At 64.5% G+C, this 15,216-nt stretch carries 15 protein-coding genes; 10 read left to right on the top strand and 5 right to left on the bottom strand.

The genetic code is table 11. The features are described 5' to 3' along the window. Window positions 1-2 precede the first annotated feature (2 nt). From HDIA_RS16155 to HDIA_RS16165, 3 genes are read right to left on the bottom strand one after another with little or no spacing between them, the layout of a single operon-like run. Window positions 3-860 carry an ABC transporter permease gene (locus tag HDIA_RS16155; RefSeq protein ID WP_099557094.1) on the bottom strand — a complete coding sequence of 286 codons (858 nt, stop codon included), beginning with the start codon at window positions 858-860 and terminating at the stop codon, window positions 3-5. Window positions 861-865: 5 nt separating this feature from the next. Beyond that, a complete protein-coding gene (locus HDIA_RS16160; protein ID WP_099557095.1) occupies window positions 866-1,912 on the bottom strand; it encodes an ABC transporter substrate-binding protein in 1,047 nt (348 codons plus the stop codon). A gap of 34 nt (window positions 1,913-1,946) precedes the next feature. Beyond that, complete coding sequence (locus HDIA_RS16165; RefSeq protein ID WP_099557096.1) at window positions 1,947-3,044, bottom strand: ABC transporter ATP-binding protein; 1,098 nt, start codon at window positions 3,042-3,044, stop codon at window positions 1,947-1,949. Window positions 3,045-3,149: 105 nt separating this feature from the next. Between HDIA_RS16165 and HDIA_RS16170 the strand changes: the two genes are divergently transcribed. After that, window positions 3,150-4,106 carry a LysR family transcriptional regulator gene (locus HDIA_RS16170; RefSeq protein WP_157775694.1) on the top strand — a complete coding sequence of 319 codons (957 nt, stop codon included), beginning with the start codon at window positions 3,150-3,152 and terminating at the stop codon, window positions 4,104-4,106. Between the two features lie 42 nt (window positions 4,107-4,148). Here the strand turns inward: HDIA_RS16170 and HDIA_RS16175 are convergent, their stop codons facing one another. Then, window positions 4,149-4,985: a response regulator transcription factor gene (locus HDIA_RS16175; RefSeq protein WP_099557098.1), complete on the bottom strand. Its 837-nt coding sequence runs from the start codon at window positions 4,983-4,985 to the stop codon at window positions 4,149-4,151. A gap of 113 nt (window positions 4,986-5,098) precedes the next feature. On the opposite strand from HDIA_RS16175, the gene HDIA_RS16180 reads away from it, so the two are divergent. From HDIA_RS16180 to HDIA_RS16200, 5 genes are all read left to right on the top strand, one after another. After that, window positions 5,099-6,175, top strand: a complete 1,077-nt coding sequence (locus HDIA_RS16180; protein ID WP_099557099.1) for an ABC transporter ATP-binding protein — start codon at window positions 5,099-5,101, stop codon at window positions 6,173-6,175. A gap of 44 nt (window positions 6,176-6,219) precedes the next feature. Further along, the gene (locus HDIA_RS16185) at window positions 6,220-7,377 is read left to right on the top strand and encodes an ABC transporter substrate-binding protein (protein ID WP_099557100.1); all 1,158 of its coding nucleotides are present in this window, start codon (window positions 6,220-6,222) and stop codon (window positions 7,375-7,377) included. A gap of 79 nt (window positions 7,378-7,456) precedes the next feature. Further along, window positions 7,457-8,320, top strand: a complete 864-nt coding sequence (locus HDIA_RS16190) for an ABC transporter permease (protein ID WP_099557101.1) — start codon at window positions 7,457-7,459, stop codon at window positions 8,318-8,320. Beyond that, window positions 8,320-9,141, top strand: coding sequence for an ABC transporter permease (locus HDIA_RS16195; protein ID WP_099557102.1), 822 nt, complete (start codon window positions 8,320-8,322; stop codon window positions 9,139-9,141). Before HDIA_RS16190 ends, HDIA_RS16195 begins: the two co-directional genes overlap by 1 nt. Before the next feature lie 3 nt (window positions 9,142-9,144). Beyond that, a complete protein-coding gene (locus HDIA_RS16200; protein WP_099557103.1) occupies window positions 9,145-9,903 on the top strand; it encodes an SDR family NAD(P)-dependent oxidoreductase in 759 nt (252 codons plus the stop codon). A 39-nt stretch (window positions 9,904-9,942) separates the two neighbouring features. Here the strand turns inward: HDIA_RS16200 and HDIA_RS16205 are convergent, their stop codons facing one another. Further along, window positions 9,943-10,791, bottom strand: coding sequence for a MurR/RpiR family transcriptional regulator (locus HDIA_RS16205; protein ID WP_099557104.1), 849 nt, complete (start codon window positions 10,789-10,791; stop codon window positions 9,943-9,945). A gap of 106 nt (window positions 10,792-10,897) precedes the next feature. Between HDIA_RS16205 and HDIA_RS16210 the strand changes: the two genes are divergently transcribed. The 4 genes from HDIA_RS16210 to HDIA_RS16225 are packed head-to-tail and all read left to right on the top strand — an operon-like array spanning window position 10,898 to window position 15,040. Beyond that, a complete protein-coding gene (locus tag HDIA_RS16210; RefSeq protein WP_099557105.1) occupies window positions 10,898-11,635 on the top strand; it encodes a 5-formyltetrahydrofolate cyclo-ligase in 738 nt (245 codons plus the stop codon). A gap of 51 nt (window positions 11,636-11,686) precedes the next feature. Beyond that, on the top strand, window positions 11,687-12,661 hold the full coding sequence (locus HDIA_RS16215; RefSeq protein ID WP_099557106.1) for an ABC transporter substrate-binding protein: 975 nt from the start codon (window positions 11,687-11,689) through the stop codon (window positions 12,659-12,661). Then, the gene (locus HDIA_RS16220; protein WP_099557107.1) at window positions 12,661-13,428 is read left to right on the top strand and encodes an ABC transporter ATP-binding protein; all 768 of its coding nucleotides are present in this window, start codon (window positions 12,661-12,663) and stop codon (window positions 13,426-13,428) included. The genes HDIA_RS16215 and HDIA_RS16220 overlap by 1 nt, the downstream gene beginning before the upstream one ends. Beyond that, window positions 13,418-15,040 carry an ABC transporter permease gene (locus tag HDIA_RS16225; protein ID WP_099557108.1) on the top strand — a complete coding sequence of 541 codons (1,623 nt, stop codon included), beginning with the start codon at window positions 13,418-13,420 and terminating at the stop codon, window positions 15,038-15,040. Before HDIA_RS16220 ends, HDIA_RS16225 begins: the two co-directional genes overlap by 11 nt. Window positions 15,041-15,216 lie beyond the last annotated feature (176 nt).

The raw sequence follows: 15,216 nt of genomic DNA on the forward strand, positions 1-15,216 counted from the left end.
CCTCATCCGTAGAGCCGCGCCGTGCGGCTGCGCGAAAGCGCCACCGCCAGACCGACGATCAGGAGGACGGAAATCATGAAGATGACGGAGATGGCTGCGGCGAAGGGCCAGTTCTGCAGATCCATCGCCTGCTGGAAGATCATCATCGGCATGTAGAGAAGGCGTGAGCCGCCGATCAGGGACTGTGTCACGAAGGCGGTGACGCAGGCCGTATAGGTCAGGATGAAGCCGGCGATGATGCCCGGCATGCTGAGCGGCAGCGTCACCTTGAAGAAAGTTCGCCAGGCCCCTGCCCCGAGCGCCGCCGACGCCGCTTCGAGATTGGGGTCAAGGCGCTGCAAGGTGGTCAGCAAGGGCAGCACCATCAGCGGCATCTGAACCTGCGCGAGAACGATGACGACACCCGGCTCGGCAAAGAGCAGCCGCAGCGGCTGGGAGGAAAGCCCGAGCGCCAGGATCGTGTCGTTGACGATGCCGCGCCGTCCGAGGATCACGATCCAGGCAAAGGTCCGCACGACGACGCTGGTGACGATCGGCAGGACCACCAGGAAAATCAGCACGGCCTGAAGCCGGGCGGAAACCTTCGTGCAGAGCCAGGCCAGCGGATAGCCGAAGACAAGGCAAAGCAGCGTCGCCTTCAGCCCCACCAGCAGCGTATCGATGAGCACGTCCAGATTGAGACTGTCGCCGAAGAAGGCCGCATACTGCCTGAGGCCGAGCACGCCGGTCATCTGCCGCTCGGTCTCGAAGCTGGTCGAGACGAGCAGCAGCAGGGGGGCGATGAAGAAGGCCAGGAAAAAGATGGCGAGCGGCAGCGCCAGTCGCCACTCTCTGTCGGGAAGAGCATCCGCGCTCGCCATCGTCGTCAGATCCGGATGTCGCGGTTGAACTGATCGGTCCAGGCCGCCCGGCCCTCGTTCACCTTCTTCCAGTCGAAGAAGACGAATTTTTCCAGATCCTCCGGCGTGCTGCCGAACTTTTCCGCAACGATGCCCTCGACCGGAACCTTGGAGTTGGTCGGGATCGTGTTCCAAGGCGCCTTGGCCATTTCGCTCTGCACGTCGGCGGAAAGCTGGCTGTCGATATAGGCATGAGCGAGATCGGATTTGGTCGCGCCCTTCACCACATGCATGGTCGTCTTCCAGCCCGGCGTTCCGGTGGAAACCTTGACGAACTCGATCGGCACGCCCTTCGCCTTCAAGACTTCGGCGAAGTTGAAGTTCTGCACGCCGATGTCGATCTCGCCCTGCTGGAAGAGCGCGCCGTGGGCGCCGAAGTTGGCGGAAACAGCGGCAAGGTTCGGCAGCAGCGATTGCAGCTTCTTGAAGCCCGCGTCCATGTTCGATTCATCGCCGCCTTCGAGGCGGTTGATGTCGAGGAGGAAGGCAAGACCGAGCGTGCTGGCCAGCGACGTGATGCCCACGCGGCCCGCATATTCAGGCTTCCAGAGGTCTTCCCAGGAGGTTGGCGGCGTCTTGATCGTCTCCGGGTTATAGGCAATGCCGATCGCCTGCATGGTGATCGCCGGGCCGTATTCGCCCTGGAATTTTTCCGGCAGATCGGCGTAGTTCGGGGACTTCGAGGCATCGAAGGGGGCGATGAGCCCGGCATCGATCGCCTCCAGCGCGGGGCCCTCGTCCAGCATCGCGACATCGAAGGGCGGCTCGCCGCCCTTGGCCGCCGTCAGTTTGGCGATCTGCTCGGTCGCAAGCATCGGCGACTGGCTGACCGTGGCCCCCGTCTTCTCCTCGAAATAGGGCTTCAGGATCTGCTTGTGCACTTCGGCCCAGGAGCCGCCGAACGTGGCGGCCACAAGCTCTTCGGCAGCAAAGGCGCCGCGCGGCAGGAGCGACAGGCCGCCGGCGGCTCCGGCAGCGGCAAGCAGGTGGCGACGGGTAAGGTTGAACGTCATGACGGCTCCTTCCGAATGTGCTCAGGCACCCGCATCAAGCCGATGACGCGGGAAAAATGCCGCTGACGCGGCGGTTGTCGATGAAAAGAAAAACCTGGTTTCCGGCGAGATCGGAGGCATCGCGCCCCGCCCGCTCCTCGATCACCTTGACGAGCGCGCCGTTGGCAAGGCGAACCTCGAACAGGATGGACGGCCCGATCGGCATCGCGGTCGCGACCGTGGCCGGAATGCCGCCCTCCCCTTGTTCCCGGGACAGCCGCAGCGCCTCCGGACGCAGCGACAGGCGGACATCCGACCCGGACGGCAATGGCGTCGGCTGGCCCGTGTCGATGACCATGCCATCGGAAAGCTGCACCGCCGCACCTCCGCCCTGCCCCGTGACGAGACGACCGGGCAGCAGATTGGCCGTGCCGACGAAGCTGTTGACGAAAAGGGATGCGGGCCGGTCGTAAATCTCCGTCGGGCTGGCGAACTGTTCCAGATTGCCGCGATGGAGCACGGCAATCCGGTCCGACATGCTCATCGCCTCTTCCTGGTCGTGGGTGACGAGCACCGTGGTGATGCCGGACTGCTGCTGCACGCGCTTGATCTCGATCTGCATGTCGAGGCGCAGGTTCTTGTCGAGGGCGCTGAAGGGCTCGTCGAGCAGCAGGATGCTCGGACGGATGGCAAGGCAGCGGGCAAGGGCGATCCGCTGCTGCTGGCCGCCGGAAAGCTGGCGCGGCAGGCGATCGCGAAAGGCGCCCATCTGCACGAGGGCGAGCATTTCCTCGACAACCGCCTCCTGTTCAGCCCGAGGCCGCCGCCGCGCCGCCAGGCCGTAGGCGATGTTCTCGCCCACCGTCATGTGTGGAAAGAGGGCGTAGTTCTGAAAGACGATGCCAACCTGACGCCGGTTCGCCGGCAGATGACTGACCGACTGCCCGTCCAGCAGAACATCCCCGGATGTCTGCCGTAGAAAACCGGCGATTATCTTCAGGAGCGTGGTCTTGCCGCAACCGGACGGGCCGAGCAGAGAGACGAGTTCGCCGGGGCGGATCGAGAGGTCGATGGCATTGGCAGCGACGTTGTCGCCGAAGCGATGGGTGATCGCCTTCAGATCCAGGGAATGACCTTCGCCCCCACCGCTCATCTCATCCCCCATCGTTGACGAAGGACATCATCGGCGAGACACCCATTGCCGTCCAGATCAGTTTGAACAATGCTGCATTCGAATAATTAGAATGGATTGGACATCATGCGCTCGCCCCTCACCCCGGCTTCCCTTCGCTATGTGGATCAGGTCGCCCGCTCCGGCTCGATCCAGAAGGCGGGCAAGGAACTGAATGTTGCGGCATCTGCCGTCGATCGGCAGATCCTGCTTATGGAACAGGACCTTGGCGTCGAACTCTTCGAGCGTGTTCCGCGCGGCATGCGGCTGACGGCGGCCGGCGACGCCCTCGTCACCCTCGCCCGGCGCTGGCGTGCCGACGAACGGCGGGTCGTCGCTGAAATCAAGCAATTGCAGGGCATCGATCAGGGCCACGTCCGCATCGCCGCCATGGACAGCCACGTCAACGGCTTCCTGCCCGATTTCGTCGAGAGGCTTGCCGCCGAGCAGCCCCGCATCACGCTCGATATCGAAATCGCAACGCCGGACGATGCCGTTTCCGCCCTGCTCTCCGGCGAAGTCGACGTCGCGGCGATCTTCAACCTCACGCCGCGCCGCGACGTCCATGTTCTCTGGAGCGCGGAGCTGCCGCTCGGCTGTGTCGTCGCGCCGACGCATCCGCTGGCCGAGGAGAAGGAGGCCAATCTGCAACGGGCTGTTGCTCATCCGATCGCGCTGCAAAGCCGGGCGCTTGTGATCCGCCGGTATCTTGAGGCGCACTATGGCTGGCTCTTCAACGAGCCGAACAAGGCGGTCGTCACCAACTCGCTGCAACTGGTCAAGAAACTGGCCTGCGGCGGGCACTACCTGGCCTTCACCTCGGAGCTCGATGCCGCGCCCGAGTTGATTTCCGGCGAACTCGTCTTCCTGCCGATCCGGGACAAGGGCGCCGAACCGCAGACCGTCAGTGTCGCGATCGACAGCCGCAAGCCGATCTCCCGCATTGGGCGGATCGTCGCCAAGGCCCTTGAAGATGAAATCGGCGGCTGCCTCGACAAGGTGCGGAACATGCCCGGGCAGCAGGTGATGTCGGCGCGCCCCTGATGGGCTGGCCGGCGAATTCGCATCCCGGAAGACGAAGCCATTTCATTTCGCGTTCTGGGCGACGAACCATGCGAAGAGTTCCGCCTGGGAACTGATGTGGAGCTTGCGGTAGATATTGCGGCGATGGACCTTCACGGTGCCCGGCGTCATGCCGAGCCGGTCGGCGATCGAGTCCGAGGAATGCCCCTGCAGGACCAGGTCGACCACCTGGCTCTCGCGCGTCGTCAGAAGCGATTTCTCCATGACCGGAGGCTCGGCCGCCCGCACTCCAAGGTCTTCTTCCCTGCTGGCATGTTGGCCAGACAGATCGGGCATGCCGACGCGCTGTTCGGGCACCTCCGTATCGCCCCAAGCCAGCCGCACCAGCGACATCACCAATGGCGCCGCGCGCCGCAACTCGCGGATTTCGACCGCTGAAAAGGCCCGGGAACGCTTCAGGCGCATCAGCGACAGAACGACGGTCACGCCGCTTTCCATCGGAACGAAGAAGCCCACCTCCTCCGCAAGGCCCGTCTTCTCATAATAGGTGCGGAAATATTCGCTGGCATAGAAGCGGTCCGGCGCCAGTTCCCGCATGCGCCAGAACCCCGACCGGCGTGCGAGCGCCGTCTGGCAGAACGGGTCCAGCCGATAGGGGCCGTCCTGGTAGAGCGCCACGAAGACGTGGCTGTCCTGCCGGTTGAAGGTTTCGAACAGGCAGGGCGGACGCGCATCGCCGCGATAGGCGAAGACAACGGAATGATCGAAGCGGATGGCCTCGGAAAACCAGGCCAGAAGGGCCGGTCCGAACGCCGAGGGATCGGCGCCGGACAGGGCCACGATCACATCCGCCAGCCTCGCCGACGGCTCAAGCCGCGTGTGCACTGCAGAAAGGGACATACCACTCCCAACGAATTTTTCTGCCTAAATACCACTTCGGAGGTATATACCTCAGAGCAAGGCTTTGCTAGTTTTTTAGCATGATTAAATCGGATGCAAAGACGGAGCCTCCGATGAGCCCGACCGGCAACCCCGATATTGAATTCCGCAAGGTAACCAAGGCCTTCGGCAGCTTCACGGCCGTTCACGGCATCGACCTTGCCGTGCCCGCCGGCAGCTTCGTTGCCCTGCTCGGACCGTCCGGTTGCGGCAAGACGACCAGCCTCCGGATGATCGGCGGTTTCGAGATGCCGACGAGCGGCGAGGTCCTCGTCGCCGGCCGGGACATGGCGGGCGAACCGCCCTACCGCCGCCCCGTCAACATGGTCTTCCAGCACTACGCGCTGTTCCCGCACATGACCGTTGCGGCCAACGTTGCCTACGGGCTGAAGCAGCAGCGCCCGCGTCTGGCAGCGTCCGAGATCAAGGCGCGTGTAGGCGAAGCGCTCGAGATGGTGCGCCTCGGAGCACTTGGCGGACGGCGGCCGCACGAACTCTCCGGCGGCCAACAACAGCGGGTGGCGCTCGCCCGTGCGCTCGTCAACAAGCCCCGCGTTCTGCTGCTCGACGAACCGCTGGCGGCCCTTGACAAGAAACTGCGCACCGCGATGCAGATCGAACTCCAGAGCCTGCAGCGCGACCTCGGCATCACCTTCCTGCTGGTCACGCACGATCAGGAAGAGGCACTGTCCATGAGCGATCTCGTCTGCGTCATGAGCGAGGGCCGCATCGCCCAGCTTGGAACGCCCGGCGAAATCTACGACCATCCGTCGACGCTGTTCGTCGCCGACTTTGTCGGCAAGACCAACATGCTCGCCGGAGAGGTCCTTTCCGTGACCGACGGCATGGCCGAGATCAGGCTCGCCAACGGCCAGATGACGCGGGCAAAGGGGCGCGACGGTCTCAAGGCCGGCTCCGGCGCGACGGTCTGCGTCCGGCCCGAAGCGCTGACGCTTGGCACCGAGCCGGGCGGCCCCGTCGGCACGATCCACAATCGCATCTTCCTTGGACCGAGCGCGGACTATGCGATCGACGTGCCCGGATTGGGCCAGCTTCTGGCCCAGGTTCCCGCGTCCGAGGCCGTCCATGGCCCGGGCGCCGACGTCAGCGTCTCCTTTGACCCGCGAAAAGCCATCGCGTTTCCAACCTGAACCAGCGGAAAGACTGGTCACCAAGAGCAGAACGAGGGGTTCACATGTCCAGATCAGACGACAACCGGCCGATCCGGCCCGACCAATTCGTGCATGAACTGATGCGCTGGAAGCGCGGCTCGGTGAGCCGGCGCCACTTCCTCGGCGTCACCGGCCTCGGCCTTGCGACCGCGGTCTTCGCCCGTGAGACCGGCCTTGGCTTCAACCCGGCCTTCGCCGGCGACCTTGGCGACAAGGTCTCGCTCGCCACCTGGCCGAACTACCACGATCCGGCGAACTTCGCCGCCTTCACCGAGATGACCGGCTGCGCGGTCGAGGTGAATGTCTTCGGCTCCAACGAGGAGATGCTGGCCAAGCTCCAGGCCGGCGGTTCGGGCTGGGACGTTTTCGTGCCGACCAACTACACGATCTCGACCTACGCCAAGCTGGGTCTCATCGATCCGCTGGACCTGTCGCAACTGTCGAAATACGACGCCGGCAGCAACGACCAGCGCTTCACCCACGAGGGCACGGTCGACGGCACCGTCTATGCCGTTCCGAAGAACTGGGGCACGACCGGCTTCGTCGTCAACACCGACAAGCTGCCGAAGGGCATGACGTCCTGGAAGGAATTCTGGGACATCACCAAGGACAAGGCCTCGGGCCGCGTCATGGTGCATGACTACCAGCTCACGACCATCGGCAATGCGCTGAAATATTTCGGCTATTCCTTCAACTCGGTTGACGCGAAGGAACTGGCCGATGCCGAGAAGCTGCTGATCGAGGTCAAGCCGCATCTCTATGCGATCAACTCGGACTACCAGCCGCCGCTGCGCAACGGCGATGCCTGGATGTCGATGTGCTGGACCGGCGACGGCACCCAGCTCAACCGCGATCTTCCCGAGATGGAATATGTCCTCGGCAAGGAAGGCGGCGAGATCTGGACCGACTTCTACGCCATCCCGAAGGAAGCGGCGAACAAGCCGGCCGCCTACGCGCTGATCAACTATCTCGAAACGCCGGAGATCAACGCCAAGGAAGTCATCGCGCACGGCTATCCCTCCACCGACAGCCGCGTGACGCCGCTGCTGCCGAAGGAGATCATCGACAACCCGATCGTCTACCCGGCGAAGGAACTGCTGACGCCGCTGGAGTTCGGCGCCGCCGCGACCCTCACCGATCCGGGCCGCGCGGAGCTGATGGCCCGCTTCAAGTCGGCGTAATGCATCGTCCGTGCAGCGGGACCGCCCAAAGGACGGCCCCGCTGCACGGCGCCCGTTCCGTCCCCCCAAGGATCGCTTCATGGCTCAAGAGACGTCCAGAAGAGGCCTCGTCACGGGCGCCCTGCTTGCGCCGGCCGCCATCTGGCTGTTCGCCTTTCTGGTGCTGCCCTTCATCGCCATTCTGGTCTTTTCGGTCGGCGAACGCGGGCCAGCCGGCGGCTATGCGGCAGCCTTCACGCTCGACCAGTACCTCAACCTTCCCGCCCGGGCGAAGGCCTACTGGAACACGCTGATCATGGCGCCGCTCGGCGCCTTCGCCTGCCTGCTGGTCGCCTATCCCTTCGCCTACTATCTCGCCGTCAAGGCGTCTCCAAAGCGCCGCATGCTGTTGCTGGCGCTCGTGGTCGTGCCCTTCTGGACATCGCTTCTGATGCGCACCTACGCGTGGATGTATATCCTCGGCGGACGCGGCCTTCCGGCGCTGCTGGAGTGGCTCGGCCTTGGCGACCACATCCTGCTCAACACGCCCGGCACCGTTCTTCTCGGCATCGTCTACGGCTACCTGCCGCTGATGATCCTGCCGATCTATGTCGGCCTTGAGAAACTGGATCTTCGTCTTCTCGAAGCCTCAGCCGATCTCGGCGCGCGTCCCGTCTCAACCTTTCTCGACATCACGCTGCCGCTATCCCTGCCAGGTGTCTTTGCAGGCTTTTCGCTCGTCACCATCCTCCTCATGGGCGAGTTCCTCATCCCCGCGCTGCTTGGCGGCGGCAAGGTCTTCTTCCTCGGCAATGCGCTCGTCGATCTTTTCCTGCAATCGCGCAACTGGCCCTTCGGATCGGCGATTGCCGTCTCGCTCGTTGTGCTCGTCGTGCTGATCATGATGGCGACCAACGCCCTGACCAACCGCCTCTCCGGCGCCCGCCAGGCGGATCTTGTCTGATGCGCGCCCTCGTTATCGCCGTCTACGTCTTCCTTTACGCGCCGATCGCCCTGATCGTGCTCTTCTCGTTCAATGCCGGCCGGCATGCCAGCGAGATCACGGGCTTTTCGATACAATGGTACGGCAAGGCGCTGGCCAATCCGTTCCTCGTCTCGGCCCTGCAGAACAGCCTCGTCATCGCCTTCACCAGCGCGACCCTTGCAGCCGTTTTCGGCACAGCCGCAGCCCTTGGGCTGCCCCGGCTCGGCAGGCGGTCCCGGGCCATCTTCGACATGCTGTTTGCCGCGGCCATCGTGGTGCCGGGCGTCGTCATCGGCATCGCGACGCTGGTTGCGCTCGTTGCCGTCTTCGATGTCGTCAATCCGTTGATCGCTTCGCTCTGGCCGGGAGAAAAGCCGCTGAAGCTCGGCCTTGGCTACGGCTCCATCATTGCCGCCCACACGCTCTTTTCCATGGCTTTGGTGGCGATGATCGTGAAGGCCCGGCTAGCAAGCCTCGGGAGGGATCTCATCGAGGCGTCGAGCGACCTCTACGCAACGCCCTTCACCACCTTCCGCTCCATCGTCCTGCCGCAGATTTTCCCGGCCATCCTCGCCGGCTTCCTGCTCGCCTTCACCTTCTCCTTCGACGATTTCATCATCGCCTTCTTCGTCGCCGGCACGCAGACGACACTGCCCATCTACGTCTTCTCCTCGATCCGGCGCGGCGTCACGCCCGAGATCAACGCCATCGCCACGATCGTGCTGATGGTCTCGCTGGTCGCAGTCTTTTCCGCCCAGGCGCTCCTCGCCCGTCAAAAATCAAGAACCTCCGGGGAATAATCGATGATCCTGAAAGACCGCGTGGCGATCGTCACCGGTGCCGGCTCCGGCATCGGCCAGGGCGGCGCCCAGATCATGGCGCGCGAGGGGGCCCACGTCGTTGTCGTCGACCGCAATCTGGAGCGCGCACGCGACACGGTCGATATGATTGCGGCTGCCGGGGGCAGCGCCGAGGCAAAGGGCATCGACGTCACAAATGACGAGGCCATGGCCACCCTCGTCGAGGATGTGCGCGGCAGGCACGGACGGATCGACATCCTGCACAACCACGCCGGCATTCAGGTGGAAGGCACCCTGGAATCCGTCTCGGTCGAGGGATTCGACGCCTCGCTGGCCGTCAACGTGCGGGCCCATTTCATCGGCGCCCGCCTGGTCATGCCGGCCATGCGGGCACTGGGCAAGGGCGTCATCCTCAACACCTCGTCCTCATCCGGCGTCTTCTACGACCGCGAGATGATCGCCTACACGACGTCCAAGCACGCCGTCGTTGCCATGACGCGCCAGATCGCGGCCGACTATGCCCGCTTCAACATCCGCGTGAATGCGCTCTGCCCCGGTTGGGTCGATACGCCCTTCAACGACCCCTTCATTCGCCAGATGGGCGGACGCGAGGCCATCGAGGCGTATATCGCCGAAAAGGTGCCCATGGGCCGCTGGGCAAGCATCGAGGAAATCGCCGAGACGATCCTCTTCCTCGTCTCTGATCGCTCGTCCTATATCACTGGCCAAGCCATTGTGGCGGACGGTGGCGAGACGATCTGAGAGTTTGCGCAAAGCGGATCGCCTGCCTCCGCTTCGGTATCAGTCGATGTCGCCGAGTTCCTCGTGCAGGCCGTCGATGATTTCGGCGCGCTGCTGCGCCGGCTTGCCCGCATGGGCGGCGTAGGTCAGCGCCAAAAGCCGGATCGCGCTGCCGATGGCGGTATGCGACGCCCCGAGCGCGAAACTCGACACATGGCAGGGCAGCACGACCTTCGAATAACGCTGCAGGTCCAGCATCGAGGTCCGGTCGGTGATCGTCACCACATTGAGCCGGCTCGTCCTTGCATAGGAGAGGATCGATTTCAGGATCGAGGGTCTCGGCGGCAGGGAGATCAGCAGCAGCACGTCCTTCGGCCCGGTCATGGCCAGATCTTCGGCCCAAGACCCTTGGTTGATGCCGAGGATCATGACGCTGTGGCGCAGGCGCGCGAACAGCAGGCGCGCGTAGCGGGCAAATCCCTCCTCCGGCCCGAGCCCGAGGACCCAGACGCGCGGCGCATCGGCGATCAACTCAGCCGCTTCCCGCACCGTATCGGAGCGAAGCTCCTCGAAGGTCTTGGTGAGATTCTTCAGCTCAAGTTCCAGATGCGCGCCGATGGTCCGCCCGAGCGCGATCTGCTCCGACTTGGTGACCGAGAACTCGTAAGGCTCGGTCGTGTTGCGCTCCTCGCGCGCCTGCAGCTTGACCTCGTTGAAGTCGGCATAGCCGAGATGCTGGAAGAAGCGCGCCGCCGTCGCCTTGGAAACGCCGGCCATTTCCGCGATCTCGGTCGCCGAATGGGTGAGGATGTCGTCCTGCCGGTCGAGAATGAGCTGGGCCAGCTTCTGCTCGCCGGCCGTCAGGCGGGAATAGCGTTCCTGAATTCTCAAGACGAGACGCGAAGCCATCAAGGGATCCTAGATTCGGCGGACCAGCATCAAAAAAGACTAGCACCCCCCTTGCAATAATGAAACATGAGTTTCATGATGATGAAACAGTGAAACGAGGGGCAGCATGTCGCAATCGGGTCTCATCCGTCAGCGCATCTGGGAGCGACTGAAGGAGGTCGCCAGGCCCGACACGCGCCTGCACCTCGAGTTCTCCGATGTCATTCCCGATTTCGAGGGATCGGACATCGCGACGGATCGCATCGTGGCGGAGGCGGCCTTCAAGGAGAGCCGCTTTGCTTTCGTGACGCCCGACAACTCGCTCGTCGATCTCCGGCGCCGGATGATCGCGGCGGGCATGCCCTTCGTGATGTCGACCTACAACATCCGCCGCGGCTTTCTGCTGATGGAACCGGGTCGGGTGCCGGAAGGCGCCGAACTCTATGCGGCATGGCTCGACGGCATGGAGCATTTCGCAAGGCCGGTGACGCTGGCTGAAATCGCCGAGATCGGCCGCTTCGACTTTGCCGTCACGGGCGCGTCCGCCGTCTCCACCGACGGGGTGCGCTTCGGCAAGGGCCACATTTATTTCGACCTCGAATGGGGCATGTTCACCGATCTCGGGCTCATGCAGGAAACGACGCCGGTCGCCGCCATCGTTCACGATGTCCAGGTGGTGGACGACAAGCTCTTTGCCAGCGAGACCGACATCGCCATCGACATGATCGCGACCCCGACCGGGCTCATCCGGGTCGACCGCCAGTCGAAAAGGCCTCGCGGTGTCCGCTGGGACCTCGTGACCAAGCAGCAGATTGCCGACACCCCTCCCTTGCGGGAACTCGCCCGCATGCGGGGCATCGCCTGACAGAACAAGACCTTACGCCGACCCACGCCTCAAGCAACGGAGCCTGATGCCATGACCATGACGCTCGACCGCCGCCGCTTCCTGTCTCTCACCGCCGCCGCTTCCACCCTGCCCTTCGCAGGCCGCATGGCCCGTGCGGCAACGCCCTTCGCCTTCCAGGCCTCCTGGATCAACGACGCCGAGTTCACCGGCTATTTCGTTGCCGCCGACAAGGGCTACTACACCGACGAGGGCCTCGACCTCGCCTATGCCTCCGGCGGCCCGGACGTGATCCCCGAAAGCACGCTGATCGCCGGCAAGGCCGACATGACGCTGACGACGCCGGACACCACCATCAAGGCGATCACCGAGCAGGGCGCGCCCTTCAAGATCATCGGCGCGCAATACCAGAAGAACCCCATCGGCATCGTTTCGCTGGCCAAGAACCCGATCAACAGCCCCAAGGAACTCATCGGCAAGACGCTGGCCGTGCCGCCGGTCAACGTCATCTCGGTGGAAGCGATGCTGAAGATGAACGGCATTGACCGCGACAAGGTCAACATCGTCCCCTACGCCTACGATCCGACGCCGCTGATCAAGGGCGAGATCGACGCCTCGCTCGATTTCACCACCAACGTGCCCTTCACCATCGAGCAGGCGGGCGAAAAGGCCACCTCCTTCCTGCTCTACGACTTCGGCTTCACCATCTTCAACGACACGGTCGTCGTGACCGAGGAGACGCTGAAGGCAAAGCGCAAGGAGATCGTCGCCTTCCTGAAGGCAAGCGCCAAGGGCTGGACAGAGAACTTCAAGGACACGACCGTCTATCCGCCACAGTTCGCCGACAGCTGGTTCAAGGGCACCGGCCGTTCCATCGAGAACGAGGTCTATTTCAACACCGCCCAAAAGCCCCTCATGGAGGCACCCGGCGGCATCTTCTCCATGAGCGAGGAGGCGATCGAGGCCAATATCAAGGCGCTCGCAGCCGTCGGCATCGCCGCCAAGCGCGAGCATTTCGACACCACCGTCATGGAAGAGGTTGGCTGATGCCCGCGGCCGGCATCGCGCTCACAGGCGTTTCGCGGTCTTTCCAGGGCCGCGGAGCCACCGTGCAGGCGCTCGACAATGTCTCGCTGGATTGTCCGGAGGGCTCCTTCACGGCGCTCATCGGGCCGTCCGGCTGCGGCAAGTCGACGATGCTCCGGCTTGCCCTCGGGCTCGACACGCCCGATGCCGGCCATGTCTACGTTGGCGGCAAGGCACCGCAGGACGCCGCCAAAAGCGGCGTCACCGGCGTTGCCTTCCAGGATGCCGCCCTGATGCCCTGGCGCAGCGTGGAAGACAACATCATGCTGCCGCTCGACGTGCTCAAACGCTCGCGCGCGTCCCACCGGGAGACGGTGGCCGAACTCGTCCGCCTCGTCGGCCTTGCCGGTTTCGAGAAGGCCTTGCCGGGCGAACTCTCCGGCGGCATGCGCCAGCGCGTCGCCATCGCCCGCTCGCTCGTCACCCACCCGCAGGTGCTCTTCCTCGACGAACCCTTCGGCGCGCTCGACCAGATCCTGCGCCGTCAGATGAACATCGAATTGCAGCGCACTTGGATGGAAAGCGGGGCAACCGCCCTTCTCGTCACCCATGGCATCGACGAGGCCGTCTTCCTCGCCGACCGGGTCGTCGTGATGCAGAGCCGGCCGGGCCGCATCGGGCGCATCATCGACATTCCTCTACCCCGTCCGCGCCATCCCGACATTTTCACAAGCCCCGAGTTCCACCGCCTGGAGGCCGACGTGGCGGAGGCGCTCGATGGGCACTGACGCGCTGGCCGGCAACGTCACCTCGGTTGCGTCGAACCTCTGGACCCGGCTGACCGGGCCTGAACACGCCACGCTGCGCAACTGGATCGTCCTGCTCGCCGCCTGGGAAATCCTCGGCCGGCTGAAGCTCGTCGCCGGCGGCGCGCTGCCCGCGCCCTCCAGCGTGCTCTGGCGGCTCTGGATCGACCGCGCCGACTATCCCGACCACATCCTTGCGACGCTTCAGGGGGCAAGCGCGGGCTTTCTCATCGGCAACCTGCTGGCGATTGCCGCCGGCGCCGTCTTCGCGCTCTTTCCCCTCGCGGCCCGGCTGTTCCGAGGCGTCAACGTCGCTCTCTTCGCCCTGCCGCCCATCGCGCTGTCGCCGATCCTCGTCATCACCTTTTCCGGCATGACGCCGCGCATCATCCTCGCCGCCATAGCCTGCTATTTCATCACAATGACGGCGACGGTCACGGGCATTTCCCAGACCGACAAGCGCACCATCGACGTCGTGCGCGCCTATGGCGGCGGGCGCTGGCCGACGCTCAGGCTCGTGCAGGCGAGAAGCGCCCTGCCCTCGATCCTCGCGGGCCTCAGGATCGCCGCGCCCAATGCGGTTCTGGGCTCGATTCTGGCGGAGTTCGGCGGCGGCGGACGCCACGGCCTCGGCGTCTATCTCATCGGCTCGCTCGGCCGCGCCGAGCCGGACCGGCTCTGGGGCATCGGCCTGATGGCGACCGCCATGGCCGGCCTCGCATACGCGCTCTTCTCGGTGATCGCGTCGCGCCTCACCGGCTCGTCGAGGGCCGTGACGGTGCCCGCGAGCCCGCCGGCAAGCGCAGCCGGCAGCAAGTTCACGGCGGGCGAGATCGCGATTGTCGCCGCCTCGATCCTGTTGCCCTTCGCCCTCTGGTGGCTGGTGCTGATCGCGATGGGCACGCCAGCGATGATCGCCAAGAACCCGGTCGATCTCTTCGCCTATCTGTTCCTTGCGCCCAACTCGGTGGTGACGCAGGCGAAGCTGCTGGCAGCCCTTGCCCAAACGCTGCCCATGACCCTGATCGGCATGGCGCTCGGCCTTGGCTTCGCCTTCCTGCTCGCGCTCTCGTCCGTACTCTATCCGGCGATCATCCGCGGCTTCATGCCGGTGGCGCTCGTCACCCAGACGATGCCGCTCGTGGCCCTGACGCCCCTGCTCGTCCTGATGCTCGGGCGCGGGCCTTCGGTCATCCTCTGGATCACCGTCTCGGTCACCTTCTTTCCCGCCTTCGTGACGATGGCGCAGGGCCTTTCGATGGTGCCGCACGCGGCCCTCGACGTGCCCCGCGCCTATGGCGCAAGTCCGCTCGCGCAGATGCGGCTCGTCTCGATTCCGGCGTCCCTGCCCTATCTCTTCGCCGCAACGCGCCTTGCCGTGCCGCGTGCCCTCCTTGGCGTGATGATCGCCGAATGGCTCGCGACGGGCACCGGCCTCGGCAACCTTCTCAACCAGTCGCGCGGTTATCTCGACTACGGAATGATCTGGTCCGTCGCCGTCGTCTCCGTGCTCATCTCCGTCGCCTTCTATCAGATCGTCGTCGCCGTCGAGACGCGCGTCCTCGCGCGGCGCGGCATGGCGCCCGCTCAATGATGCCGATGGCACGCAATACCGACATTCGGATGATGTCATTCCCGGCCGAGGTCCGCAGGACCGAGGAGAAGGGAATCCAGAAATCGGCCAATGAGATCTTCGGCTTGCTTCTGGATCCCCTTCCCTCGCCTCGCGTTGCTCGGCTCGCCGGGGATGACACCGACAAAGGCATAGGC

Source organism: Hartmannibacter diazotrophicus (assembly GCF_900231165.1).
GTDB lineage: Bacteria > Pseudomonadota > Alphaproteobacteria > Rhizobiales > Pleomorphomonadaceae > Hartmannibacter > Hartmannibacter diazotrophicus.